The organism is Methanoregula sp. UBA64 (genome assembly GCF_002502735.1).
In the GTDB taxonomy this organism is placed as follows: Archaea; Halobacteriota; Methanomicrobia; order Methanomicrobiales; family Methanospirillaceae; genus Methanoregula.
Genome location: NZ_DAQC01000010.1, coordinates 1388 through 24000, shown reverse-complemented (window position 1 = coordinate 24000; position 22613 = coordinate 1388). Strand labels below are relative to the sequence as shown.

General features: G+C 58.5%; 23 protein-coding genes. 8 read left to right on the top strand and 15 right to left on the bottom strand.

Annotation, left to right across the window (positions count from 1 at the left end; genetic code table 11):
- Nucleotides 1–269 precede the first annotated feature (269 nt).
- The 3 genes from BP758_RS12105 (at nt 270) to BP758_RS12095 (ending at nt 4835) form a co-directional block, all read left to right on the top strand.
- Nucleotides 270–2192: an agmatine deiminase family protein gene (locus BP758_RS12105; RefSeq protein WP_292371139.1), complete on the top strand. Its 1923-nt coding sequence runs from the start codon at nt 270–272 to the stop codon at nt 2190–2192.
- 115 nt (nt 2193–2307) lie between these two features.
- Nucleotides 2308–3546 (top strand): MFS transporter, encoded by a 1239-nt coding sequence (locus tag BP758_RS12100; RefSeq protein WP_292371138.1) that lies wholly within the window; start codon nt 2308–2310, stop codon nt 3544–3546.
- 179 nt (nt 3547–3725) lie between these two features.
- Nucleotides 3726–4835 carry a CorA family divalent cation transporter gene (locus BP758_RS12095; protein WP_292371137.1) on the top strand — a complete coding sequence of 370 codons (1110 nt, stop codon included), beginning with the start codon at nt 3726–3728 and terminating at the stop codon, nt 4833–4835.
- On the opposite strand, the gene BP758_RS12090 is transcribed toward BP758_RS12095, so the two are convergent.
- The 5 genes from BP758_RS12090 to BP758_RS12070 all read right to left on the bottom strand — a co-directional run bounded on the left by BP758_RS12090 (nt 4756) and on the right by BP758_RS12070 (nt 8486).
- The gene (locus BP758_RS12090; protein ID WP_292371136.1) at nt 4756–5343 is read right to left on the bottom strand and encodes a ribonuclease III domain-containing protein; all 588 of its coding nucleotides are present in this window, start codon (nt 5341–5343) and stop codon (nt 4756–4758) included. The two genes, BP758_RS12095 and BP758_RS12090, sit on opposite strands and share 80 nt — an antisense overlap.
- A 67-nt stretch (nt 5344–5410) precedes the next feature.
- Nucleotides 5411–5968 carry a manganese efflux pump MntP family protein gene (locus BP758_RS12085; RefSeq protein ID WP_292371135.1) on the bottom strand — a complete coding sequence of 186 codons (558 nt, stop codon included), beginning with the start codon at nt 5966–5968 and terminating at the stop codon, nt 5411–5413.
- An 86-nt stretch (nt 5969–6054) separates the two neighbouring features.
- Nucleotides 6055–6552 carry a peptide-methionine (R)-S-oxide reductase MsrB gene (msrB, locus tag BP758_RS12080; RefSeq protein WP_292371134.1) on the bottom strand — a complete coding sequence of 166 codons (498 nt, stop codon included), beginning with the start codon at nt 6550–6552 and terminating at the stop codon, nt 6055–6057.
- Nucleotides 6553–6623: 71 nt separating this feature from the next.
- Nucleotides 6624–7103 (bottom strand): DUF5698 domain-containing protein, encoded by a 480-nt coding sequence (locus tag BP758_RS12075; protein WP_292371140.1) that lies wholly within the window; start codon nt 7101–7103, stop codon nt 6624–6626.
- A gap of 282 nt (nt 7104–7385) precedes the next feature.
- Nucleotides 7386–8486 carry a type I restriction endonuclease gene (locus BP758_RS12070; protein WP_292371133.1) on the bottom strand — a complete coding sequence of 367 codons (1101 nt, stop codon included), beginning with the start codon at nt 8484–8486 and terminating at the stop codon, nt 7386–7388.
- A 766-nt stretch (nt 8487–9252) separates the two neighbouring features.
- Here BP758_RS12070 and BP758_RS12065 point away from each other — a divergent pair.
- Both BP758_RS12065 and BP758_RS12060 read left to right on the top strand, forming a co-directional pair.
- Complete coding sequence (locus tag BP758_RS12065) at nt 9253–9732, top strand: YkgJ family cysteine cluster protein (RefSeq protein WP_292371132.1); 480 nt, start codon at nt 9253–9255, stop codon at nt 9730–9732.
- Between the two features lie 322 nt (nt 9733–10054).
- A complete protein-coding gene (locus BP758_RS12060; RefSeq protein WP_292371131.1) occupies nt 10055–10411 on the top strand; it encodes a metal-dependent hydrolase in 357 nt (118 codons plus the stop codon).
- A gap of 40 nt (nt 10412–10451) precedes the next feature.
- Here BP758_RS12060 and BP758_RS12055 read toward each other — a convergent pair whose 3' ends face one another.
- The 10 genes from BP758_RS12055 to fhcD all read right to left on the bottom strand — a co-directional run bounded on the left by BP758_RS12055 (nt 10452) and on the right by fhcD (nt 20059).
- Nucleotides 10452–11429 carry an isocitrate/isopropylmalate dehydrogenase family protein gene (locus tag BP758_RS12055; RefSeq protein ID WP_292371130.1) on the bottom strand — a complete coding sequence of 326 codons (978 nt, stop codon included), beginning with the start codon at nt 11427–11429 and terminating at the stop codon, nt 10452–10454.
- Nucleotides 11426–12226, bottom strand: a complete 801-nt coding sequence (locus BP758_RS12050) for a DUF7714 family protein (protein WP_292371129.1) — start codon at nt 12224–12226, stop codon at nt 11426–11428. Before BP758_RS12050 ends, BP758_RS12055 begins: the two co-directional genes overlap by 4 nt.
- The gene (locus BP758_RS12045; protein ID WP_292371128.1) at nt 12223–12693 is read right to left on the bottom strand and encodes a 3-isopropylmalate dehydratase; all 471 of its coding nucleotides are present in this window, start codon (nt 12691–12693) and stop codon (nt 12223–12225) included. Before BP758_RS12045 ends, BP758_RS12050 begins: the two co-directional genes overlap by 4 nt.
- Nucleotides 12693–13904: an aconitase/3-isopropylmalate dehydratase large subunit family protein gene (locus BP758_RS12040; RefSeq protein ID WP_292371127.1), complete on the bottom strand. Its 1212-nt coding sequence runs from the start codon at nt 13902–13904 to the stop codon at nt 12693–12695. The genes BP758_RS12045 and BP758_RS12040 overlap by 1 nt, the downstream gene beginning before the upstream one ends.
- Nucleotides 13901–15031: a homocitrate synthase family protein gene (locus BP758_RS12035; protein WP_292371126.1), complete on the bottom strand. Its 1131-nt coding sequence runs from the start codon at nt 15029–15031 to the stop codon at nt 13901–13903. Before BP758_RS12035 ends, BP758_RS12040 begins: the two co-directional genes overlap by 4 nt.
- Nucleotides 15012–16280 carry a thiamine pyrophosphate-dependent enzyme gene (locus BP758_RS12030; protein ID WP_292371125.1) on the bottom strand — a complete coding sequence of 423 codons (1269 nt, stop codon included), beginning with the start codon at nt 16278–16280 and terminating at the stop codon, nt 15012–15014. The genes BP758_RS12035 and BP758_RS12030 overlap by 20 nt, the downstream gene beginning before the upstream one ends.
- Nucleotides 16281–17246, bottom strand: coding sequence for a radical SAM protein (locus BP758_RS12025; RefSeq protein ID WP_292371124.1), 966 nt, complete (start codon nt 17244–17246; stop codon nt 16281–16283).
- Nucleotides 17228–18124, bottom strand: coding sequence for a methanogenesis marker protein 11 (gene mmp11, locus BP758_RS12020; RefSeq protein WP_292371123.1), 897 nt, complete (start codon nt 18122–18124; stop codon nt 17228–17230). Before mmp11 ends, BP758_RS12025 begins: the two co-directional genes overlap by 19 nt.
- Nucleotides 18108–19064 (bottom strand): tRNA(Ile2) 2-agmatinylcytidine synthetase, encoded by a 957-nt coding sequence (locus BP758_RS12015; protein WP_292371122.1) that lies wholly within the window; start codon nt 19062–19064, stop codon nt 18108–18110. Before BP758_RS12015 ends, mmp11 begins: the two co-directional genes overlap by 17 nt.
- Nucleotides 19065–19174: 110 nt before the next feature.
- A complete protein-coding gene (gene fhcD, locus BP758_RS12010) occupies nt 19175–20059 on the bottom strand; it encodes a formylmethanofuran--tetrahydromethanopterin N-formyltransferase (protein ID WP_292371121.1) in 885 nt (294 codons plus the stop codon).
- A 501-nt stretch (nt 20060–20560) separates the two neighbouring features.
- Between fhcD and BP758_RS12005 the strand changes: the two genes are divergently transcribed.
- The 3 genes from BP758_RS12005 to BP758_RS11995 form a co-directional block, all read left to right on the top strand.
- Complete coding sequence (locus BP758_RS12005) at nt 20561–21733, top strand: 4Fe-4S binding protein (protein ID WP_292371120.1); 1173 nt, start codon at nt 20561–20563, stop codon at nt 21731–21733.
- A gap of 9 nt (nt 21734–21742) precedes the next feature.
- Nucleotides 21743–22324 (top strand): CoB--CoM heterodisulfide reductase subunit C, encoded by a 582-nt coding sequence (gene hdrC / locus BP758_RS12000; protein ID WP_292371119.1) that lies wholly within the window; start codon nt 21743–21745, stop codon nt 22322–22324.
- A gap of 6 nt (nt 22325–22330) precedes the next feature.
- Nucleotides 22331–22613 (top strand): heterodisulfide reductase-related iron-sulfur binding cluster (locus tag BP758_RS11995; protein ID WP_292371118.1); only part of this gene is annotated, 283 nt, incomplete at its 3' end.

Sequence of the window (22613 nt, the reverse complement as noted above, 5' to 3'; positions counted from 1 at the left end):
TGTGCTGGGCATGCCCGGTATCGCCACGATCGTTATTGTTATTCTTGCCGCGCTCGGGTACTTTGTTTACACCAGGAGGTTCAAACCCCGGTAAGGACCCTTTTCCTTTTTTACCCCGGTTTTTTCCATTCTTTCCCCGTCACCGCCGGAGCTCTCACTAATTCCCGAATTCTTCCCCCCGTTTCCTCTCCCCTGCCCAGATTAGCCATCTTTGCGAAGCATGATATTGATGGAGCAATAACGCTCTAGAAGCAAGGAGCATGATGCACATGGACAGTCCGACACTGAGCCTGGCCCTCGTCCAGATGGAGATTGGGCCGGACCCCAAAGAGAACCTCGCAAAGGCACTCGGGCGTGTCGAACGTGCATTACAGGACGGGGCAAAGATCGTCTGCCTGCCGGAGCTCTTTCGTTCCCGGTACTTCCCCCAGCAGATTGGAAAACCCGACCCGGCATTAGCCGAGGCCATACCGGGAGAGTCCACGCAGGCGTTTGCCCGGCTCGCACGCCAGTACGAGGCGGTCATCATCGTCCCGGTATTTACGACAGGCGACGACGGGAAGTTCCGGAACGCTGCGGTTGTCATCGACGCCGACGGCAGCCTTCACGCCCCGTATTACAAGATCCATATCCCCGAGGACCCGGGGTTCTTTGAGAAATGCTACTTCTATCCCGGGGAGCACTATGCCGTGCACGATACCCGGTACGGCCGGATCGCCGTTTTGATCTGCTACGACCAGTGGTTCCCCGAGGCGGCCCGCTCGGTTGCCCTCGACGGTGCGGACATCATCTTTTACCCGACGGCAATCGGGAACCTCTGCGAGAACCCGCCCGGGGAGGGCGACTGGCAGGAGGCCTGGGAGCTGATCCAGCGCAGCCATGCGATCGCAAACAGCGTGCATGTCGCCGCGGTCAACCGGGCCGGAACGGAGGGCAATATCCGGTTCTTCGGCGGATCGTTTGTCTGCGATGCGTTCGGGAAGATCCTCGGCCACGCCGGGGAGGGCGACGAGACGGTCATGGCGACCATCGACATCAGCATGAACGCCGCCATCCGGGACTCCTGGGGGTTCTTCCGGAACCGCCGGCCGGATACCTATACCTCGGTCTGTTCGCGGGTGCCGGAGCACGACGCAACCGCACCGATCCCGCGGAAAGGGGACACCCCGCGGAAACTGGGGTACTTCATGCCCGCCGAATGGGAGCCCCACGACGCAGTCTGGCTCTCGTGGCCGCACAACAAGAACACCTTCCCGCACCTAAAAGAGGTCGAGGACGGGTATGTCCGGTTCATCGCGGCAATCACCCTCTCGGAACATGTCGAGCTCTTTGTCCCAAACCCCATGACCAACCGGATGGTCAAAGCCCGGCTCCGGGCCGCGGGCGTGGAGCTCGACCGGGTCACCATCAGGACAATCTCCTACTCGGATGTCTGGATACGGGACTACGGCCCGACCTTTGTCACCAACCCCGCCCTCAAAAAAGCGGCCCTGGTCCGGTGGAACTTCAATGCCTGGGGCGAAAAGTACGAGGACCAGATCGCCGACGGCCGTGTGCCGGGCGACATGAACCGCTGGCTCGATCTCCCGGTCTTCTCCCCGGGCATCATCCTCGAAGGAGGCTCGATCGACACGAACGGCCGCGGCACGATCCTGACCACCCGGTCCTGCCTCTTAAACAAAAACCGCAACCCCTCGCTCTCCAAGGACGATATCGAGAGTTATCTCCGTGAATACCTCGGGGCCACAAAGATCCTCTGGCTGAACCGGGGGATCGCGGGGGACGATACCGACGGCCACGTGGACGATGTTGCACGGTTTGTCTCGCCCACGACCGTGGTCTGTGCGTACGAGGAGAACACGGGCGACGAGAACTACGCAGCCCTGCACGAGAACTACGAGATCCTCCAGAAAGCAACCGACCAGGAGAACAATCCGCTCACGGTGGTAAAACTCCCGATGCCAGCCCCGGTGGTTTTCGACGGCGAGCGCTACCCGGCCAGTTACACCAACTTCTATATCGGGACAACCGTCGTGGTCGTGCCGGTCTTTAACGATCCGAACGACGAAAAGGCCCTGGCCATCCTAAGAAAACTCTTCCCGGGGAGGGAAGTCGTCGGTGTCGACGCCCGGGCAATGGTCGAAGGCTCCGGGACATTCCACTGCGCCACCCAGCAGCAGCCCCGGCCGTAATCCCCTCCGGAGTGTGCCTGTTTTTTAGAGCCCGGGTTCTTTTGGATCCCCTTCACAACAGTTCCCGGGGGGTCACGCTTATGAGCCCGGCAGACAGATCATCTCACAGGTATCCATGAACTTCCCGGGCTGGTCCGGCCGTTTTGCATTCACGCCAGAACGGCGGATGATGTATTACCTCTCCCTGCTCGGGTTCTTTGCCATCTTCTCGACAACGATCTCCAAAAACCCGGTGCTCCCCCTCTTCTCGAACGCGATTGGGGCGGACAGCGCCGTGATCGGCCTCATTGCGGCCTTCTCCCCGCTTGCCGGGATCCTCTTCTCGTTTCCGGTCGGGGTGATCTCGGACCATATCGGGCGCCGGCGGCTGCTTGTCCTCTCAGGTGCGGTATTCCTCATCGCTCCCGTCCTCTACCTCTTTATCACCGAACCGGTCTGGCTCATCCCGGTCCGGTTCTTCCACGGGACGGCAACTGCCATCCTCGGGCCGGTCATCTCCGCGGTGATCGCCGAGCGGTTCCCGGACACGAAAGGCGAGATGCTCGGGCAGTACTCCTCGGCAACGCTTATCGGCCGGACCCTCGCACCGCTTGCCGGCGGGGCCATCATCTCATATTTCATCCTGTACCCGGGGCTCGTGCCCTACCGGGCGGTCTATATCGTCGCCTTCCTTGCCGCCGTGCCGGTCTTTATTATGACACTGCTCTACAAGGAAGAAAAGTCCCTCCCCCTAAACACCCTGCCGTTCTCCGCATTCCGCGAGAGTTTTGTCACGTTCTTTGCCAACCGCAGGCTCCGGGGCACGGCCCTCGCGGACATGGCAACCTATTTCGCGTTCGGGGCAGTCGAGACCTTCCTCCCCCTCTACCTCTTCGGCCTCGGGATCGGGGCGTACCAGACCGGGATCATCTTTGCCGTGCAGGTCGTGGTGATAGCCGCAACCAAGCCCTTCTTTGGCAGGATCGCCGACCGGGTCGACAAGAGGATCCAGATCGTTCTCGGGCTCGCCGTTACCGGGATCGCTGCCGCAGCGCTCACCCTTGCCGGCTCCTTTGCCGGGTTCCTTGTCGTGAGCGCCGTCTTTGGCGCGGGCATGTCGCTTTCCACGGTCGCAACGAGCGCCTATGTCGCTGACGTTGCGCGAAAAGAGCAGTTGGGAGCGTCCATGGGGGCACTCTCCTCGATCATGGACATCGGCCAGACCGCAGGCCCCGTCATCACCGGGATTATCGTCACCGCCGCAGGATACAGCGCAGGGTTCGGTGCCAGCTGCGTCATCGCCCTTCTTATCTGCGTCCTGTTCATCGTCTCTGTCCGGGAGACCGGGCGGGATGACAAAACCCCTGCCGCGTAAACAGTGTCGTGACCTCTGCTTCCCCGAGGGTGTGGCCGGAGATCTCTCCTGCCGGACGATAGAGCTGACGGTAGCGTGTGCCGGGCCACGCGTGCGGCTACGTTTATACGCTCCCCCGGGCAATATCAGCTAACGCACAGGTCAGGACACACTGCCACAGAAAGAAAGGTGAGACCGATATGATGGACACACCCCCGATCCCGCAGGAACCGGAAACCACCTCATCAAAACAGGCAGCGGCCGCATCGGCAGCCGCCCCCTTAAACTTCTGCATCACCCTCACCAAAGACGGCAGGATCGACCGGATCATCAACCGGCCGCTGGAGGAGTACCTCGCAGCAATCCCGGCGGCAAGCATCGCCTGGATCGATTACAGCACCACGGACGATGCACAGGCAATCGAGCAGATCGCCCAGGTAGCCGGGTTCACCAAGCTCCCGATCCCCAAGCTCTCCACCGGTTTTTACTCGGCATACGAGGATTACGACACGGAGCTCGGGATCATGCTCCCTTCCGTGACAATGAAAAACGACCAGATGACGGTCCACCCGCTCTTTGTCTTAATCCGGGAGAACTTCATCCTAACCGTCCACTCCGAGGATATCAACCGCCTGCTCCGGTTCTCGCGGTACGCCCAGCCGTTTTTCAAGCGTATCAGCTCGATGTGCACCTGCGACAAGATCACCCTGATGCTCGAACGGATCATCGACGAGAACAATGACCGGAACTTCGAGTACCTCCGGGAGATCGAGGCGCACGGGGATGCGATCAGCAAGTCGCTCATCGAAGAGGAAGTGGCAAAACGCCAGATTGCCCACCGGATCTACCGGATGAAGCACGTTTTGATCGATTACCTAAACGTGCTCTGGGCGACAAAAGACGTGATAAATTCGCTCCAGTACGGGGACGCCGACCTGATCACCAACGACGAGAAACTGCTCGGGAGGATCGGGATCCTCTCCGACAATATCGAGCGCCACATCGAGCTCTCCGAGCAGATGTCAAACGTGCTCGCATCGGGCCTCGAAGTGATGCAGAGCATCTACAACAACCAGCTCCAGAGCCTCAACAACCGGTTTGCGCTCGTCACCGCCTACCTGACGGTGCTCGGCACGGCATTTTTAGTCCCGAACACGATCGCAACCATTGCCGGCAGCGGGGTCATGGGAGGCCAGATGGGATCGCAGTGGTGGTATATTCCGCTCCTCGCTACCTCGACCGTTGTGGCGACGGCCGCTTCGTTCCTCTGGGTGCTGCACGTCTGGAAGTCGAGAAAGGACGAGGTTTGATCTTCTCTTTCTTTTTGGGGAGCTCGTCCCGCCGGACCCGGGCGAGCTCGGGTTCGAACCAGGCCCCGATGCACTGGCGGACAACGCCGAGGCCGGCATCGCTGTCCAAAAAGATTGCGCCGATGATCGCTTCCATCGTGTCCGCTAAGATCGTGTCTTCCCCGGACCGCCAGAGATCCTTTGCCCCGTGACCGAGCCGGATAAACCGTTTTATCTTCATGCGGTGGCCGATCCGGGCAAGGGAGGCGTTATCCTCGAGCTGCTCTTTGACCTGCGTGATCGTGCCCTTGTCCTGGATGCCTTTTTCCATCAAAAACAAAATCAGGCTCGTCTTTAAGACCGCATCGCCGAGGGTGCTGTAGGCTTCCTGGGTAAGGCAGATCCGGTTCTGCTGGATCAGCTCGTTTGCATAGGCCGGGTGCGTAAGGGCCCGGATCAGGTGCTGGGGTTCGAAAAAATGGTACCCGATGATCCGTTCTATCCCGGCAATATCGTCTTTCTTTTCCATTGACGTTCACCAGAGTTTCGTCCGGACTACTACATGAATGCCACGGTCGGGGGGGTTTTAAAAACCCTCACAGGAGGACGGACCCCGTGAGGATCCTAATGCCGATCGCCACAAGGATCGCCCCGCCGAGGATCTCGGTCCGGTGCCCGAGGATCTTCTCAAGGCGCATCCCGCAGAGGACCCCGGTGACCGCAAAGGCGAAACTGACAAGGCCGATCACCACCGCCGGTACGATTACCGCGCTCCCGATGACCCCCAGGGATACCCCCACGGCGAGAGCATCGATGCTCGTTGCAACCGAGAGGATAAGGACCGGAAGGACCGCAAGGTTTGCCAGGGGCGATTCGCTCTCCCCGCGGATCCCGTCGTAGATCATCTTTGCCCCGATGACGGCAAGGAGGAGGAAGGCGATACCGGGGCCGTATGCGGAGATCTCCGTATAGAGGGTAGCCCCGATACCCCAGCCGGCCACGGTCATGGCGGCCTGGAAGATCCCAAAACTTGCAGCGATCACGAGCGCGGTCTTTGCAAGGTTCGATCGTACCGAGGTTCCAATCGCAAGCGAGACCGCAAAACAGTCCATCGCAAGCCCGATCCCGACAAGGAGGCTGGTGAGGAGATCCATGAAATACGGTACAGACTGGGGCGGGATCTGCCATAAACCCTCGTCGGAATATCCGGCCCCCCCTGTCCGGCAGCCGATCCGGGGGGTTAGTCCGGACACTGTTCCGCAGGCATCCGGCAGAACGAGAGCGCTGCCGAGTTCATGCAGTAGCGTTTGCCCGCCGGCAGGGGCCCGTCGTCAAAGACATGGCCCAGGTGCGCCCCGCAGCGGGCGCAGAGCACTTCGGTGCGGTCCATGCCGTGCGAGAGGTCCCGGCCGGTCCGGATATTGAGCGGGGAGACCGGGGAGGTAAAACTCGGCCAGCCGGTGCCGGAATCGAACTTGTCTTCCGATGAGAAGAGCGCCGTGCCGCAGCAGGCACAGCGGTACATGCCCGGTTCCTTACAGTCGTGGTATTTGCCGGTGAAGGGATATTCCGTCTCCTGTTTGCGGGCCACGGCATACCGTTCCGGGGTAAGGATCGCCTGCCATTCGGCATCGGTCCTCACGATCTTTTCAACGTACTCCACCCGGTCGGTCCCGAGGTTAAACACCGGGATGGTGCCGGTGGTGTCTTTTGTTGTTTCTGGTGTCGTAACCTGCACTCCCTTTCCCGCGTATACGTGCGATCTAGGGAGCAGGGGGCAATAGACCCTCCGGTCGTGACAACGGAGGGTTACATGCCGAAGAAACTGAGGATCCGGCGTTTGGGGTCCTTATAGAAGATCCGTGCCCCGTCCCGGATGTTTCTCACATCCTCGATGGTGTAGAGGATGTCGGGGTATTCCTTTGAGAATATGGCAAGCAGCCGGGAGAGTTCTTTTCTTGGGACGATCATGAAGATGATGCTCACGGTCCCGGAAAAACTCCCGGTCCCCTCGATCCGGGTCATGCCGTAGCCGAGCGTGGAGAGCCGGGCCATGATGGGCTGCGGGTCGGCGGGGGTGATGAGCCGGACGATCACGTACCCGATCGAGATGAGGTTCTCGATTGCCATGCCGAGCACCGTGCCGATACCGTACCCTGCAAGGTAGGCAAAGAGGTTCCAGTACTGGGTGAGGTTCGTAAGCACGAGCCCGGTGGAAATAAGCCAGATACCGGTCTTGACGATCCCGACATATGCGGCGAGGTTCGCGTGCCCCTTGCTGATATAGATCGTCCTGACCGATTCAAGGCTTGCCTCGGCAATACGGGCAATGAGGATCAGGATCGGGATCGCTGCCGCCGCCCAGATGGTACCTATATCCGTGCCTTCTCACTCCTAACCACAGTAATCGCACCGGATTGGTTGTATAGGTTACGGAAATGATCTGATGGGACAAAGGGATATATTAAAAGAAAATGGGCGAATGGACCCACGGTGCTGACAATCCCGATATGACACTTGGAGATAATGATAGTTTTAGCAATTAATTGTCAGGGAAAAAAGTAAAATTGGTTATTGGGGCGCTTGTGGAGTTTTTGGTGCAGGAATCTGATACATTGCGACAGTTGCTTTTAATTGATCTCCCAAGGTGAATATGTCCTGTAGACTGGATATGGGAATCTTGGTCTCTTCACGATCTTTGTTGTTAAAGACCCCCACATACTTTTGTTTGCCGTCAAAATATAACCGACAAATCGGTCTGCGATTATTGTTCTCATATAGTATCGCGCAATATGATTTTGCATCCCGAATCACAATTTTTGAAGGGTCAATCACATCGTGTAAAATTGCTTTGACGAAATAGTAACCCTCCCACTCTTCTTCAGTTGTTACAATCACATCTGTCGGTTCTACAACGGGTTTGTTTTCAGGAGATTGCACATCTGGTGTTTTAGAGGGTTCAGGTTTCATGGCGGACTTTAATCGCTCATTAATTTTTTCAGATAAAAATTGGTCTAACGATTCTTTGGTTATCGCAGAGAAATTTTCAAGTGCTTTTTGAGTTAGTTTTCTGGGGTAAACCTGTTGTGCAAAAAACTTGACAAAATCTTCAGACGGTTCAGAAAATTCTTTGTTGGCAATCTGAATAATTTCTTTAGTGTATTTCAATTGAGTTGCAGTATCGTGAAGTTCATCGAGATTAAGACCCTGTTTTGTATAATTTTTAAGCTGCTCAATTAATGGTTCTTTGATATCTAACAAATTAATTTCCAAAAATGGTTTGACATCCATTGTATTTTCTTTTTCAAGGTCAGTAAAAAAGCGATAAATTATCCCATTTGTAAGTATGCCGATTCTCGCAGGAGTTACAGAAAAATATCGATATAATTGCGATGCCTGTTCTTTATTCAAATCGGAATTAATAGCCTTACATTCAATCAAAATACAGGGTTTTCCGTCTTTTAAAATTGCATAATCAACCTTTTCACCTTTTTTTGTTCCGACATCTGCAACATATTCGGGATTTACTTCATCCGGATCAAAAACATTATAGCCCAAAATTGTGATAAATGGCATAATTAGGGCATTTTTCGTACCCTCTTCGGTTTGAATTTTTTCTTTTAGGTTCTGAATAGTTTTTGCATGAGTTTTAATCTGATCGATAAAGTCCATGTTGTAATGGGAGTTCGTTTTTATATATACACATTTTGATTTTAAGCTGTATAATACGCGAGTATTATTATAATCGATATTGACTAGGTCTCTACTTTCCAAATTAAGTATCGTTAATTTTGACCTGTGATTTTGTCTATACCCTCATATATGGACTCTCTATCCCATGACCCCGCCGGGACATCGTGGGGCAGGGAACGAATTAAGATGCGTTTTCCATCACTGATCCGCCGCGGGGGCGCCCCGTCGGGGGCGGCGGCACTCCTCACTTGCGGGGGTATGGGGGCATCAGCCCCCATCATAATGATCGCCCGGCACGGTCGGATACCAATAAATCCGGCAGACACTTGCATGGGGGGAGGGTACCCCCCACCCGGGCCGGCACTGGGGGGAGGGGGTGATCCCCCCTCTCAGGTCAAACAGGGTGGGGGGGTACCCCCACCCCCCTCCCCCACTTGACCGCACAACGATCGCCCCGTTCCGACGAAGGTTTTACACCAGGCACCTGTTTACGGCCCGGGAACTATGGGGGGGTGACCCCCTCCTGAAAAAAAGAGGGGTGGGGGGGTGAGCCCCCTTTCAGGTTAAACGGGGCGGGGGGGTACCCCCTGCCCCCCCGCTGCATATCCTGACCAGAGTCCCTTAAAGGACCTGGAAAAAACACCGGATTCCGGTTGCGGGAACCTCCGGAAGAGTTCGGGAGTTGTTTCGTCACCTTAATGCCATTTCCAGCCTATGATCGATACAGGACGAAGGCGAACCTGACGTGGTCTTCCGGTGTCAGCAGTGCGGTGAATGCTGCAGGTATATGGGGGATATCATCGAAATCGAAGAGCAGACCGGGCCCGGGACCTACCGGATCCGGTTCCCGGTTACCGGGGAAGAGCGGACCGTAACCCTCGACCCGGATAAGGCAGACCTCTTTTCCTCGCAGGATAGTACCCGATCGCACCCCATGGCCTGCCCGTTCCTCCGGTTCCGGGACAAACGGGCCTTTTGCACGGTCCATGCCACCCGGCCCGGGCTCTGCCGGCAGTACGGGTGCTTCCGGGTCCTTATCCTTGACAACAGCGGCCGGCACCTCGGGAGGGTCCGGGATGGCTCGCGCACCTTTTCCTCCCTGGACCCCGCCCTTCATGAACTCTGGGATACGGAAGTAACAGGCACCGATATCCTCGATGAGGCTGCATGGGAACGGTGGGTAAGGGATGTATTCTCCCGTGCAGGCTACCGCGTGGTAATCTGAGCTCTTTTGCTTTTCCGGCATTGTTGCACGATGCCCGTACCTGCCGGTATCCCTCGGCAGGAATGCTCTCGTGGGGAACAGCGGAGCAGCCCCTTGTGCATAATTTGTGCCAAAACGGGGAGATCCCGCATATTCCCTGCAAATAAACCGCATACGGGTTTATGCTAAACCCGGCGATCGTGCGGTTTACGACAGGGGATACAGGAATATTCCAGGGGAAGAACAGGTGTATGCCGTAGGTCGCAGCCCGGCGCCAGGCCGGGAGCACTTTCACCGTGCACGGCCGATCCCTTATCCCAGCCGGTTTAGAGAAAAATCCGGGATGAGACGGGGAGTGCATCTTGCGATCGGCCTGCTGGCGTTCTGCAGCTATGCGTACCTGGGACACTTTTTGCAGGAGATACCCCGGGGGACGCTGGTCTTCGGGCTTTTTGCCGCACTTGCCGGCTCGGTCCTCCCGGACCTGCTCGAACCGGCCACAAGCTCCCGGCACCGGGGCTTCTTCCACAGTAAAACGGTACTCAAAGGGGCCGGGGCGGCTTTCTTCGGACTGGCACTCCTCTGGCTCCTGCCGGAAGTGCCGCAAAAAACCGTGGCGTTTGTGCTCTCCGCTCTTGCACTCGGGTACCTGCTCCACCTTGCAGCAGATTCCATAACGCCCCGGGGACTCCCGGGATGACATAAAAAAAGTTCTTTTTTGGTTTTTTTTAAAGGTACTATCAGCAGCCGGACTGCCCCGTTTCCAGCAGGGCCAGCACCGCGTTGCCGAACGCCCGGGTGCCGGCCGATCCGCCGAGGTCCCGGGTCTTTATGCCTGACGCGAGCACGTGCTGAATGGCAGATTCGATCCGGCCGGCACCCCCGGTATCCCCGAGGTGGGCGAGGAGCATTGCAGCGCTCCGCAGGGCAGCGACGGGGTTTGCGATGTCTTTTCCCGCAATATCGGGAGCGCTCCCGTGGACCGGCTCGAACAGGGCGTACCGGTCGCCGATATTTGCGCTCGGGACAAGGCCCAGTCCCCCGACCAGGTACGAGGCAACGTCGGAGAGGATATCCCCGAAGATGTTCGTGGTCACGATCACATCGTACGCCTGCGGGTGCTGGAGGACGTCAAGACCGAGGGCGTCGATGAACTTTTCGTTATACGGCACGCCGGCCTTTTTGGCCTCTTCGGCGCAGATATCGCGGAAGAAGACATCGGACTTGAGCACGTTTGCCTTGTGCCCGATGGTGAGACGCCCCTGCCGCTGCTGTGCACACCGGATGGCGGCCCGGGCGATCCGTTCGGTTCCCGCCCGGGTCACCACCCGGAGCGTGGTTGCCCGGTCCGGGCCCCGTTCCTCGATCCCTGAGTACAGCCCCTCGGTATTCTCCCGCACGATCATGATATCGAACCCGGTGCCTTTCACCGGCCGCAGGTTTGCGTACAGGTCGAGCGCCTTTCTGATCCGGAGGACAACGCTCTGGTAGTCCTTCACCGGGGGGGTTGTTATCGCCCCAAAAAGGACCGCATCGGCGGTCTTTAAGGCCGCAATATCGGTATCCCCGCAGGGACAGCCGGTCTCTTCCCACCGCCCGTATCCCACGTCGACCGGGAAGTACTCGTACTCGGGGTGGAGCAAAAAGAGCGCCTTTTGTGCAACCGGGATCACCTCGCGACCGATCCCGTCGCCTTCGACAACGGCAATCCGCGTCACTGGTCCCTCCACCGGCCAACCAGTTCCTGCACGGACCGGGCAATCTTTGCCGGGCTTGCACCCCAGTGGACAACGACCCCGAACTTCCCGTTCCAGGTACGGATTCCTTCGCGCTCGGACCGGCAGCACCGGGCGATAAACGGTTCCCGGTCAACCTGTTCGAGAGGGCAGATGTTCTCCAGCGTGAAATCCTTACCATAGCATTCCGTGCAGAGCTGCGATGCCGTCATACACCCGGCCACCCGCTCGCCGCCGTGCAGGGGGTCGGCATCCAGCGTCCGGGAAAACCCGGCTGCCCGGCAGGGATAGAGATCGGCAGGTATCCCGGCAATGTCCCTCACATGGTGCTCGAAACAGACCGAAAGCTCCCCGAAAAGCCCGGCTGCCTCCAGTTCCGTTATACCGGCCGAGAGGGTGGGCCGGGGCGGGATCACGTCGTAGACATGTATCGTTAAAAACTCCGAGAGATCGGGATCGAGGACAAAGGTCATGTTCTCTTCGAGGCTCGTAAAGACCGTGCAGCGGTACCCGCTTTCTGCTGCAAGCCGGACCAGCCGGGCCCGGTCATGGATCTGGACCTTCCCGGGATACCGGTACACCTCGTCCGGTGCAGCAAGGACCCGGGAGAGGCGGATATCCCGCATCACGGTATCCTGGGCCGGGTCGGGGACGATCTCGATGAGTTCGGGCCCTTCCGGCGTCTCCCGCACGAGGTACCGGCTGAGGGCATAGACCCGGTCGCCGCAGGGCTTTGTCGTTGCATACCCCACGTACTTGCAGTGCTCGGGAAAGATCACGGGTGATCCCTCCAGTATTCCACCAGGCCGCCGGCTTTGAGGATATCCTGCATCCGTGCCGAGAGCGGCCGGATCTGCCGGCGTTTGCCGTTGTTTTCGACCCACCCTTCGGTCAGATCGAAGGCAACCCCGCTTCCTTCTTCGCAGGAGAGGTCGCACTCGATGAGCGGCAGGCCGATGTTGATCGCGTTCCGGAAAAAGATCCGGGCAAATGAGGGAGCGATCACCGCAACAACGCCTGCCTCGCGGAGGGCGATGGCTGCCTGTTCGCGGGACGACCCGCACCCGAAGTTCTTCCCGGCAACGATCACGGCGCCGTTGAGCCGCGGGGCGATCCCCGGGTCGAGGTCCTCGAAGATATGGGTTGCCCAGATGCTCCGGTCTTTCGTCCTCAGGTACCGCCCGGCGATGACGATGTCGGTGTCGATATCGGCAGGCAGGCAGACTGCCGTTCCCTTTCCCTGCATTATGCCGCCTCCGGTGAGGCGATCTCGCCTTTTATAGCGCTTGCCGCTGCCGTTGCAACGGAGCCAAGGTAGATCTCGCCGCCGACGCCCATCCGGTTTTTGAAGTTCCGGTTCGCGGTCGAAAGGCAGACCTCGCCCTCGCCGAGCACCCCCATATGGTACCCGAGGCAGGGGCCGCAGCCGGGCGTCCCGACCGTGCAGCCCGCTTCGACAATATCGGCGAGCACCCCGGTCCGGATCGCCTTTTTTAAGACCGCTGCCGAAGCGGGAACCACGATGGTGCGCACGGCAACCTTCTTTCCCTTTACCCACCGGGCAAACCGGGCAAGATCGGAGTACCTCCCGTTCGTGCAGGTCCCGACAAAGACCTGGTCGAGGGGCGTCCCGGCGAGATCGCCGACCGGCCGGACCGTATCCACCCGGTGGGGGACCGCGACCAGCGGGACGATATCGGCAAGATCGAAGTCGAGTTCCCGGCAGTAAGTGCAGGGTTCGGGAGCCTGCACGGTCCCGGCCCGGCCCTGTTCCCGGAGATAGCGGACCGTGACATCGTCGGCATAGAAGAGCCCGGCCTTTGCCCCGGCCTCGACCGAGAGATTGGAAAGAACGAACCGTTCGTCCATGGAAAGCGAGTGTGCGCCTTCGCCGACAAATTCGAGTGCCTGGTTTGTGGCCCCATCGGTGCCGAGTTTTCCCACATAGGCAAGCGCGAGATCCTTTGCCTCGGCAGCTCCCGATAATTTCCCGGTGATGTGGATTGCGGCCGATGACGGGACTTTAAACCATGTCTCCCCGGTGAGCCAGATGGCAGCCATGTCGGTTGCACCGACGCCGGTGGCAAACGCCCCGAATGCCCCGCCGGTAACGCTGTGGGAATCGGCACCCACCACGATCTCCCCGGGCAGGATCTCGTCCTCGCACATAATCTGGTGGCAGATACCGCAACCGACCTCGGAGAACCGCATGGACTTCTCGCGGGCAAACTCCCTGAGTTCGTGCTGGAGAGTTGCAGTCGTGCTGTTGTTTGCCGGTGCGATGTGGTCGAACTGGATGGAGTACCGGGTCTCTTTGCCGAGCCTGTCCTTTCCCATCCGTCTCCACGCTTCAAGGGCAAGGACTCCTGTACCGTCATGGGCATACGCCCGGTCCACCTTCCGGTCAACATAATCCCCTGCAGGGGCGCCGAGGATCCGTTCCGAGAGCGTGCTCATACCGGCGTCTCCGCCTGTGCCCGCCGGATCAGTTTTTTGAGGATCTCCGGGGTGATACTGCACTTCTGCTCGGAATAGTCCTTGACGAGGTCGAGGACACGGCAGATCTGCGGTTCGGTAAGCTCGTACCCGAGCGTTGCCACCACGTGTTCGAGCGCCTTTCTCCCGGTATGCTTGCCGAGGATGAAATGCCGCTCCCCCCCGACAAGGTCCGGCGGGAAGTACTCGTAGGTTTCCGGGTCCTGGAGGATGGCGGCGATGTGGATGCCGCTCTCGTGCGAGAAGGCCAGTTCGCCGGTGACCGGCTTGTTTCTCGGGAGAGCAATGCCGGAGTACTTCTCCACCTTGTGGGAGAGTGCGGACAGGTGCGAGAGGTCATACCGGTCGATGCCCCCTTTCTGACGGAGGATCACAAGCACCTCCTCTAAAGAGGCATTGCCCGAGCGCTCGCCGATGCCGTTTACCGTGGTATGGAGCTGGAAAGCGCCGGCCTGTGCCGCCGTGATGGTGTTTGCAACCGCACAGCCCATGTCGTTGTGGCAGTGGGCGCAGAACGGGGTATCGACCGATGCAACAAGATCGGTCATGATCGTGCGCATCTCGTTGGGGATCAGGCAGCCCACCGTGTCGGCAAAGCTGAGCAGGACGGCCCCGTGGTCGGCCGCCCTCCGGTACACCTCCTTTAAGAAGGGGAGATCGGTACGGGAGGCGTCCTCGGCCGCAAACCGCACCTGGACGCCGTGATCGTGGGCAAAATCGATCATTTTGAGGGCATCTTCGAGTACCGCTTCGCGGGGTTTTTTGAACTTGAGCCGAACGTGGAGTTCTGAGGTGGGAATGAAGATGGAGACCATGTCCACGCCGCAGTCTACGGCGTCCATGATATCCGGCTCGCGTGCCCGGGCAAAACCGCAGATCCGGGCGTCGAGCCCGAGGTTTGCGATGGCTTTCACGCACTGCTTTTCGCTCGTCGAAACGGCCGGGAACCCGGCCTCGATCACTTCGATGCCGATGGCATCGAGGGTGTTTGCGATATCCGTCTTCTCTTCGCAGGAGAACGACACGCCGGGTGTCTGCTCCCCGTCACGTAAGGTTACGTCACAGATCTCAACATTCCACGGTTTCATAACGGGCCCCCTTCGGGCAGTTTGCTTCTACCACGATCGTAGTCGGTTTGTCCGCAGGGCGGATAACCTCACGAAGGCGGGATTCATCTTCCGCACGGCAGATGACGGGGAGAGCCCAGTCCAGGTAGGGGACGGGATCGAAGGCGGGCTGCCGGCCGGTCATTGCTGCACAGTGGTTCTTCATCACGATGCACAGGAGCGGAAGTCTCTTTTCATACACGTCGATCAGGGAGGGCAGGCCGGAATGGAGCAGGCCGTAGTCCCCGATAAGGGCAACACGGGTACTCCGGGCGGCAACGGCAATGCTCGACCCCATGCCGTAGCTGGCGACCCCGATCTCATAGGGGGGGTTGAGCCCGTACACGGAGCAGCCGGCATCGCAGACTGCCTGCATCTCACGGGATTTGAGAAGGGCAAGAAGCGGTCGGAACGGGCATTCCCGGCAGAAGGTCCGGTAATACCCCCTCCCTTTCCGCGACTCCGGCTGTCCCGGATCGTCCGGCAGGGTCGCTGCACGGTGATCGCGGACAAACGGCCGGCCGTACTCGTGTATCCCGGCTCCTGCGAGGCGGGCAGGCGGCGGGTAGACCGTAACGACCCTGCCCGCGCCGGGCGCCGGGCCGGCCCCGATCGATCCCTCCGTCCAGCGGTTGAGGGGCGAGGACGTGGACCAGTCCTGCATGGATCGGAAGAGAGAGGCAGCCGCCATTACCCGGCCGTGCACGGTCCATCCCGGATCGGCGAGCCGGCCTTTCAGGTCACCCCGGGGGAGGGGGTGTCCGTTCGCCTCTGATTCCAGCACTTCCGGCGTGAGCCGGATCATGGCAACCCGGGAGAATGATTCCGATGCTGCAAGTGCTGCCTCGACCCCGGCATACCAGGACGACTCATCTGGCTCTATTACCGGGATCTCGGCAAGCTCCCCGTAATACCGGGAGTCCTGGGCGGTCTGGGAGCCCTTTGCTTTTGGGTCGTCACCGGCAACAAGGATTACGCCCCCGACAAGGCCCTGCACGGTCGCCTCGCAGAGCGGATCGGCACAGGCATTTACCCCGACATTCTTCACAATAACCGCTGCCCGCCGCCCGGACAGGGAATCACCAAGGGCATACTCGAGCGCAGTCTTCTCGTTAATCACCATCTCGGCACCGGCAAGCTCCCCGAGTTCGGTGACGGGATAGCCGGGCACGGTATAAACCCGGTCGGTAGCGGCACGCAGCGCTTCAGCAAGAGCCTGTGTGCCCTTCATCTAGTCCCTCCCCGGAACAAGGTCGCAGCCGGCGCAGTTCGTGCACATCGTTTGTGCCACGAGGGGATCGATCCCCGCAGCGGCAAGCGCCCTGCTGTGGACAAGATATGCGGCTCTGATGCGTTCCGGTGACGGGCGGGGTATGCCGGCAAACCCTGCAACCGGGTTGAGCGGGCGGAGCACCGGGACCACCCCGCGGGCAACGAGTTTCTCGATGCATGCAGCGAGTTCGGCATCGGTTTCACCCAGGCCGATGATCAGATTGGAAAAGACCCTGCCCTTCCCGAAGAGCTCCACGGACCGATCCAGTGCCTGCCAGATCGTAGCGTAATCAAGGCCGGGACAGGTCTCTTCAAACAACTTCGGAGTCGCAGCCTCGATATTGAACTTCACTTCCACGACCCCGAGGGCATGCAGGTGGTCCGGGGTCTTTTTTGTCGGGTAGATCGAGACACCTATGGGCAGGCCAAACCGGGTGAGGTTCTTTATCACACCGCAGACGTACGCCTCTTCGTCCTCAACACTTCCCGCAACGCCGCTCGTGAGCGAGATGGCACTGATCCGGTCTTTTACGGAATCGACAAGGCCGACAATCTCCTCGATGCTCTTGCGCTTTCCGGCAAGACGGGGAACAGAGCAGTATTTGCAGGAGAAGATGCAGCTCTCTGTCACGGTGATAAATGCCTGGTCCGGGCAGTGGAGGCCCGGCCGGGCCAGCCGGCCCGGGATCTGCGTTCCCGCAAAACAGAGATCGGCAACACCATCGCCCCGGTGGACAATCTCGACAGGTGATGAGGGGTTAAGCGACAGCTTGACCCGGTGGCTGCCCATGGCAAAGAAGACCGAACCTCTGCCCCCGGCCCCCGGGCCGGCGCTGGACGTTGCAATATATTCATCAGCCGGTTCGCCGCTGATCCGGGCTGATCCGGCAGAGAGCAGCCGGGCTTTTAATTCGTTCCACTGCATAACTCGAGCGCCTCCTCGTACCGGGTATAAAACGGCAGGGCAGCCACGGCACCGGTGATCCCCCGGCCGTTCATGACGATCGTTAAGGAGGGATCGGCGAGGTTGTGGACCAGGTCGGGCCCGACCTCTCCCCGCTTTACCCGGCGGCCGTAGTCAAGAAGCGCGGGGGACGGGGAGAAACCGGTATAGACTGCCATCCCGGTCTTTTCCGAAAGGGTGTACTTTTCGAGCAGCCGGCGGAATTTTTCCACGAGGAGGTCGGGTTCGGTTGTCGCAAACTCGGCGACAAGGCTCACGCAGTTCTTGGTCCGGTATGCGACCGGGAAGAGCTGTACGATAGTGTGGGAAAGATACACCGACTTCTCGTCTTCCACGGCCTTTGCAATATTATGTACGAGCGTCCAGGTGGCGCCCGCCTCGCTCGTATCGGTATCGTCGACACCGATCAGCACACGCTCCCTTCGGGGGAGCCAGAGCGTGGCGGCGGCAACCTTTCCCCCGCCGGAGGGATCCGAGTGTTCCCGCAGTACTCCCTTTGCCGCAGCACGGCACGAGGTGGCCCCGACTCCGCCGCCTCCCATACCGATATAGGTGACCGCGATCTCGTTTTCTGTTACCGATACGCCGGAGATACCGGCCGGGAACCGTGAGCCCTGGAGGGCAAGATCGACCGTACCCGGCTTCAGCAGGTATCGGCTGGTTGCTCCCACGCACCGGACATTTTCGACAAGCGGGCTTTGTGCATAGTGGTGCTGGGTCCACATGGCCCCGCCCACGCAATCGAAGAACTCGACAAGTTCGACCCTTTCGCCGGTCCTGTCGGCCACCGCCACGATCTGCGGGTACCGGATGATATAGGGATCAGAGATGCTCGCCATACAGACCCGCGGCTTCGATTCCCCGGTTTGCCCAGAGCACGGCACCGAGCGCCCCGATCCTTCCCTTCCTCCCGTTCTTATCGAGGAATTCGATCCCGAGCCGCTGTGCTTCCTTTTCGGCGTGGTCAACGGTCAGGATCTCGGTCTTGATGGCCTTGAGATACGGCGATTCCTTCTCCATCCCGATCCCACGCAGAAACGCGATGCCGGTATCATTTGAGACGGTCTGTTTTTCAACAAAGGAACAGACGAATTCCCGTAATGCCGGGATACTCTGTGGCCGGGCGGCAAAGTTCAACGCCGAACCAACACAGTTTGTCGTCTTGTTCGGGACCTTCGGGTTGAGCTGGACAAGGCGCATGTTTAAAAATTCCACGCCCGCGATATGGCAGGCCTCGGCACACTTCAAGGCCATCACCCAGGTTGCACCCTCGGCCTTTGTGTCCGTATCGTCGATACCAAACGAGACCTTCTCGTACTTTGGCGAAATGATCCTGACATGGTTGGTACGGGCCCCGCCAACCTTGAGATCCTCTTCCGAGGGGTATTCTGCCCGGAGAACGCCCGGTGCCTGGGGCAGGCATGCAGCGATACCGACCCCGGCTCCGGCTATGCCTTCCCAGGAGGTGATCGCCTCATCGCCATTCACTTCGACCCCTTCGAGCGCCTGGCCGCCGATGGTATCGGCTGCCGGCCCGAAGGTAACCACATGCCGGCCAAGGCGGGCATGGATCGTCATCGTGCTGCCTTCAACGGCACACGAGGCAACAGCCCCGCCGGCCCGGCGTCGGTTCATGGCATCCCATTCGATCGTACCCCGGGCCTGGCACTGCTCGATGATCTCGGCAAGACCGGCCTTTTCATCCACCATTACCAGGAACTTCCGGGAAAACAGCGGCCCGAACCGCTCTTTCACATCTTCGGGTGTAAGTGTGATCATTGTTATCGCCGAAATTTTCGTTAACAAGTAATTCGGCAATAAAATTATTTATAGGATCCTGTGACTGCAGTGATTTTTGCACAAAAAAAGAGCGAAAAATGGGGGAGTGATCAGATAACGTTCTTGAGTTCGAGCTTAAAGGGGCCGAGGTTTCCGCCAAAGTTCCCGGCCGAGATGAACTTAACGCCCGGGACATGCACGGCTGCCTTGATACCGGCGCCCATAGCTGCTGCAACGCTCTTCTCATCGACACCATCGATGACAATCTCGTACACTGCCCTGACACCGGCCGGCACCTTGGTGTCTGCCACTTTCTCGCGGAGTGTCGGGCAGTACTTCTCGTTTGTCGTGGCAACCATGAACTTGTACTTCAGGCTGCCAACCTTCGAACCGCTCGCCACAACGCCGCCGGGGAAGCTCGTGATAACGCCCCTGACATCGGCAATCGCATCGGATGCTGCCTGGGCTGCGGTAAGGGCTGCCATCTGGTTCTCGCCCATGATAAAGAAGTTGCCGCCGGCAACGCCCTTCACGATACCGAACTCTTCCTCGCCGATATATTCCCCGTTCATGATCGGGATGGCCCAGCACTTCCGGCCGCCGACTTCCTTCTGGTACTCGTACCCGTCGCCAAAGAAGTGCAGTTTTACCGGGATCTTCTCTTCTGCCTCGGTAATACCGTTAAAGACAGCAGTTGTCGGTGCAGTCAGGACACATTCCGCAAGGCGTTCCACAACCTGCTCCTTGAGCTTCTTCTTGCTTGCACAGATGAGGATAGCAACGCCCGGTCTTCCGTCGGGGGTCTCGCTGCCGGAAAGGACCGATTCGATACCCGCTTCACAGGGGCAGCCGATTGCCGAGGTTGCAAACCCGGTAGCTTCCGTTGCAGCCTTTAAAGCCCAGTCCTTGGTCACTGCAGTAATTATCACCCGGCAGACCCAGGTCGGGAATGCCTCTGCGTAGGTATCATCGATTGTTACGCCGTTGATTTCCATGATAACATAACCTCTGGTATACCAAAAGTACCATGATTACTACCGAATAAATGTTCTTATTTATTCCCAAAAACCACCCTCCCCGGCAGCGCAGCCGGATATTCCGGCAAAGTTTACTGTTTTTTATTAACTACCCTCCCCCGCATATAAAGAACAATTTTAATAAAATAATAATAGTCCTCCCCTGCCGCGATCAGTTTCAGAACATTTATCTAGATTCTTCCACCACTCTCTTGATAATCGATTTTGGAATCGATCATAGCTGGTGCGTGAATCCATGGCATGTGCAGTACATAATGCGCGGGGACCGGGTACCAGCTGTAGTAATTGTGTTGTTGCATGTCCTGTGGATGTTTCAGGATATTTCACCGGTAATCCGGCACCGGCCGGGGATGGTGGGCGTATCCGGGCGTATCCGCATGATAGTATCAGTCTGACAGGGCTCTGGGAAACCAGGGCTTAAGGCAAAGGTGCAATAGACGAACAGCGTGAGGGTATTTCATGGCATTGTTTCCAAAGTTTTCAAAAAAGAGGGATGGTGTCAACGTTGTGATGGAGCAGCGTCTCCTCCAGAACGTGAACAACCTGATTCTCAACTCAGAGACCTGCACGGGATGCGGTATCTGTGCCGAAGCATGTCCTGAGGAGGCAATCGTCCTTGGACTTGTCGGTGCAACCCGTCGGGGAGCCATCAATTACGCAGCACCCATCGATGTAGACGAGACCAAGTGCTCGTACTGCGGTGTCTGCGTTATCATGTGCCCCTTCAATGCATTGACATTAAAGGTCGATAATCAGGAAAGACTCCCGATCCTTGAGAAGGAAGGATTCCCCCAGTATGATATGAAGGCAGAGATCGATGACGAGAAGTGTGTCCGGTGCACGACCTGCGAAGAGGTCTGTCCCCGCGACGCCATCGACCGGGATGTCCCCGCCTTTGAGGGAACCTACAAGGGACCGGTTGCCGGAGGCAAGGAACGCCACACGGCTATCAAGACCAAGACGACTTTTACCGTGGACAAAGAGAAGTGCACGGTGTGTGGCCTGTGCGGTGCACTCTGCCCGGCACTGGTTGTCAAGCACAAGGAATTCACCGCTGAAAGCGGCAAGGTCGAAGGCGATGTAATCTGGGACGAGGCAAAGTGCAATGCCTGCAAGATCTGTGTCGAGGCATGTCCCACGGACGCCATCACCGTCGAACGCGAAGTCATCTCCGACAAGGTTGCCGGCAAGGTCACGATTGAGAAGGACAACTGCTGCACCTGCAGATGGTGCGCCATAAACTGTCCGTCAGAGGCAATTACCGTCGAGAAGATCTTCGAGGGCGACATCGAATTCCACGCCGAGAAGTGCCCCGGCGGCTGCTCTACCTGTGCAGAGATCTGCCCGGCAAACGCCATCTATCTCCCCGCCGAGAAGCCGGCAGCGGACATGAAGCACCAGATCGAGCCCACCATCGCAGTCAACAAGGATTTCTGTATCCTCTGCGGGGCCTGCGTGAACGCCTGCCCGGGTGAGGATATCATCGTTCTCCACAGGACAGGTATCCGCGTAAAGGGTAAAGAGACCGACCTCTTTAAGAGGATCAAAGAGAAGCTCTGCACCGCGAGGACCTCTGAGGTAAAGGAATCCGTACCCGGACAGGTCAATATAAAAATGATGGAGAAGGCGTGAGGGAGCAACATGGCAAGAACAAAAGGTTACCCGGAAGCGCTGGAAAAGAAACTGAAAGATCAGCGGTTTTACCGTGAAGACTCAACCCCCGACTTTATCAAGAGGGTCGAGGCAACTTCACGCACGATTGCCCATATGTGTTACCAGTGCGGCACCTGCACCGGCTCGTGCCCGTCGGCACCCAGGAGCACCTACCGCATCAGGAAGTTCATGAGGAGAGCAGTGCTCGGCCTCGAGATGGAAGCACTGACCGACCCGGATCTCTGGCTGTGCACCACCTGTTACAGCTGCACCGACCGGTGCCCGCGTGATATCGCACCGACCGATGTTATCATGTCGATGAGGAATATGGCATTCACCCACGATATCGTGCCGGTGAACTTCCTCAAGACCGTGACGGCGATCTATGCATCAGGCCACGGTGTCCCGAACAACGATGTCAACCGTGCAGCCCGTGAGAAACTCGGTCTGACCCGTGACCCGCCAACCACCCATATGTACCCCGAGTACATGCCCGGTATCCGCAAGATCCTTGACCACTACCACCTCAAGGAAAATGCAGACCGCATCATCAAGGAACGGGAGGGATAAGTGAGCATGTCCGAATCAAAGGCTAACCACACATTCGCATTATACCTCGGTTGTATCGCACCGAACCGGTACCCCGGTGTCGAATCCGCGGCAATCAAGGGATGCAAGAAGCTCGGTATCGACCTCGTTCCCCTCAAGGGAGCAAGCTGCTGCCCGGCACCCGGTGCATTCGGTTCCATCGATATGAACGTCTTCTATGCAATGGCAGCACGGAACCTCGTGCTTGCCGAGCAGATGAAGACCGACATTGCACTGGTCTGCAACGGCTGCTACAAGTCGATCTGGGAAG

Excerpts from the sequence above, each read along its gene's own strand:
- BP758_RS12105 (WP_292371139.1), top strand. The coding sequence starts at position 270 with ATGGACAGTCCGACACTGAGCCTGGCCCTCGTCCAGATGGAGATTGGG.
- BP758_RS12100 (WP_292371138.1), top strand. The coding sequence starts at position 2,308 with ATGAACTTCCCGGGCTGGTCCGGCCGTTTTGCATTCACGCCAGAACGG.
- BP758_RS12095 (WP_292371137.1), top strand. The coding sequence starts at position 3,726 with ATGATGGACACACCCCCGATCCCGCAGGAACCGGAAACCACCTCATCA.
- BP758_RS12090 (WP_292371136.1), bottom strand. The coding sequence starts at position 5,343 with ATGGAAAAGAAAGACGATATTGCCGGGATAGAACGGATCATCGGGTAC.
- BP758_RS12085 (WP_292371135.1), bottom strand. The coding sequence starts at position 5,968 with ATGGATCTCCTCACCAGCCTCCTTGTCGGGATCGGGCTTGCGATGGAC.
- BP758_RS12070 (WP_292371133.1), bottom strand. The coding sequence starts at position 8,486 with ATGGACTTTATCGATCAGATTAAAACTCATGCAAAAACTATTCAGAAC.
- BP758_RS12060 (WP_292371131.1), top strand. The coding sequence starts at position 10,055 with ATGAGACGGGGAGTGCATCTTGCGATCGGCCTGCTGGCGTTCTGCAGC.
- BP758_RS12045 (WP_292371128.1), bottom strand. The coding sequence starts at position 12,693 with ATGCAGGGAAAGGGAACGGCAGTCTGCCTGCCTGCCGATATCGACACC.
- BP758_RS12040 (WP_292371127.1), bottom strand. The coding sequence starts at position 13,904 with ATGAGCACGCTCTCGGAACGGATCCTCGGCGCCCCTGCAGGGGATTAT.
- BP758_RS12035 (WP_292371126.1), bottom strand. The coding sequence starts at position 15,031 with ATGAAACCGTGGAATGTTGAGATCTGTGACGTAACCTTACGTGACGGG.
- BP758_RS12030 (WP_292371125.1), bottom strand. The coding sequence starts at position 16,280 with ATGAAGGGCACACAGGCTCTTGCTGAAGCGCTGCGTGCCGCTACCGAC.
- BP758_RS12025 (WP_292371124.1), bottom strand. The coding sequence starts at position 17,246 with ATGCAGTGGAACGAATTAAAAGCCCGGCTGCTCTCTGCCGGATCAGCC.
- mmp11 (WP_292371123.1), bottom strand. The coding sequence starts at position 18,124 with ATGGCGAGCATCTCTGATCCCTATATCATCCGGTACCCGCAGATCGTG.
- BP758_RS12015 (WP_292371122.1), bottom strand. The coding sequence starts at position 19,064 with ATGATCACACTTACACCCGAAGATGTGAAAGAGCGGTTCGGGCCGCTG.
- fhcD (WP_292371121.1), bottom strand. The coding sequence starts at position 20,059 with ATGGAAATCAACGGCGTAACAATCGATGATACCTACGCAGAGGCATTC.
- BP758_RS12005 (WP_292371120.1), top strand. The coding sequence starts at position 20,561 with ATGGCATTGTTTCCAAAGTTTTCAAAAAAGAGGGATGGTGTCAACGTT.
- hdrC (WP_292371119.1), top strand. The coding sequence starts at position 21,743 with ATGGCAAGAACAAAAGGTTACCCGGAAGCGCTGGAAAAGAAACTGAAA.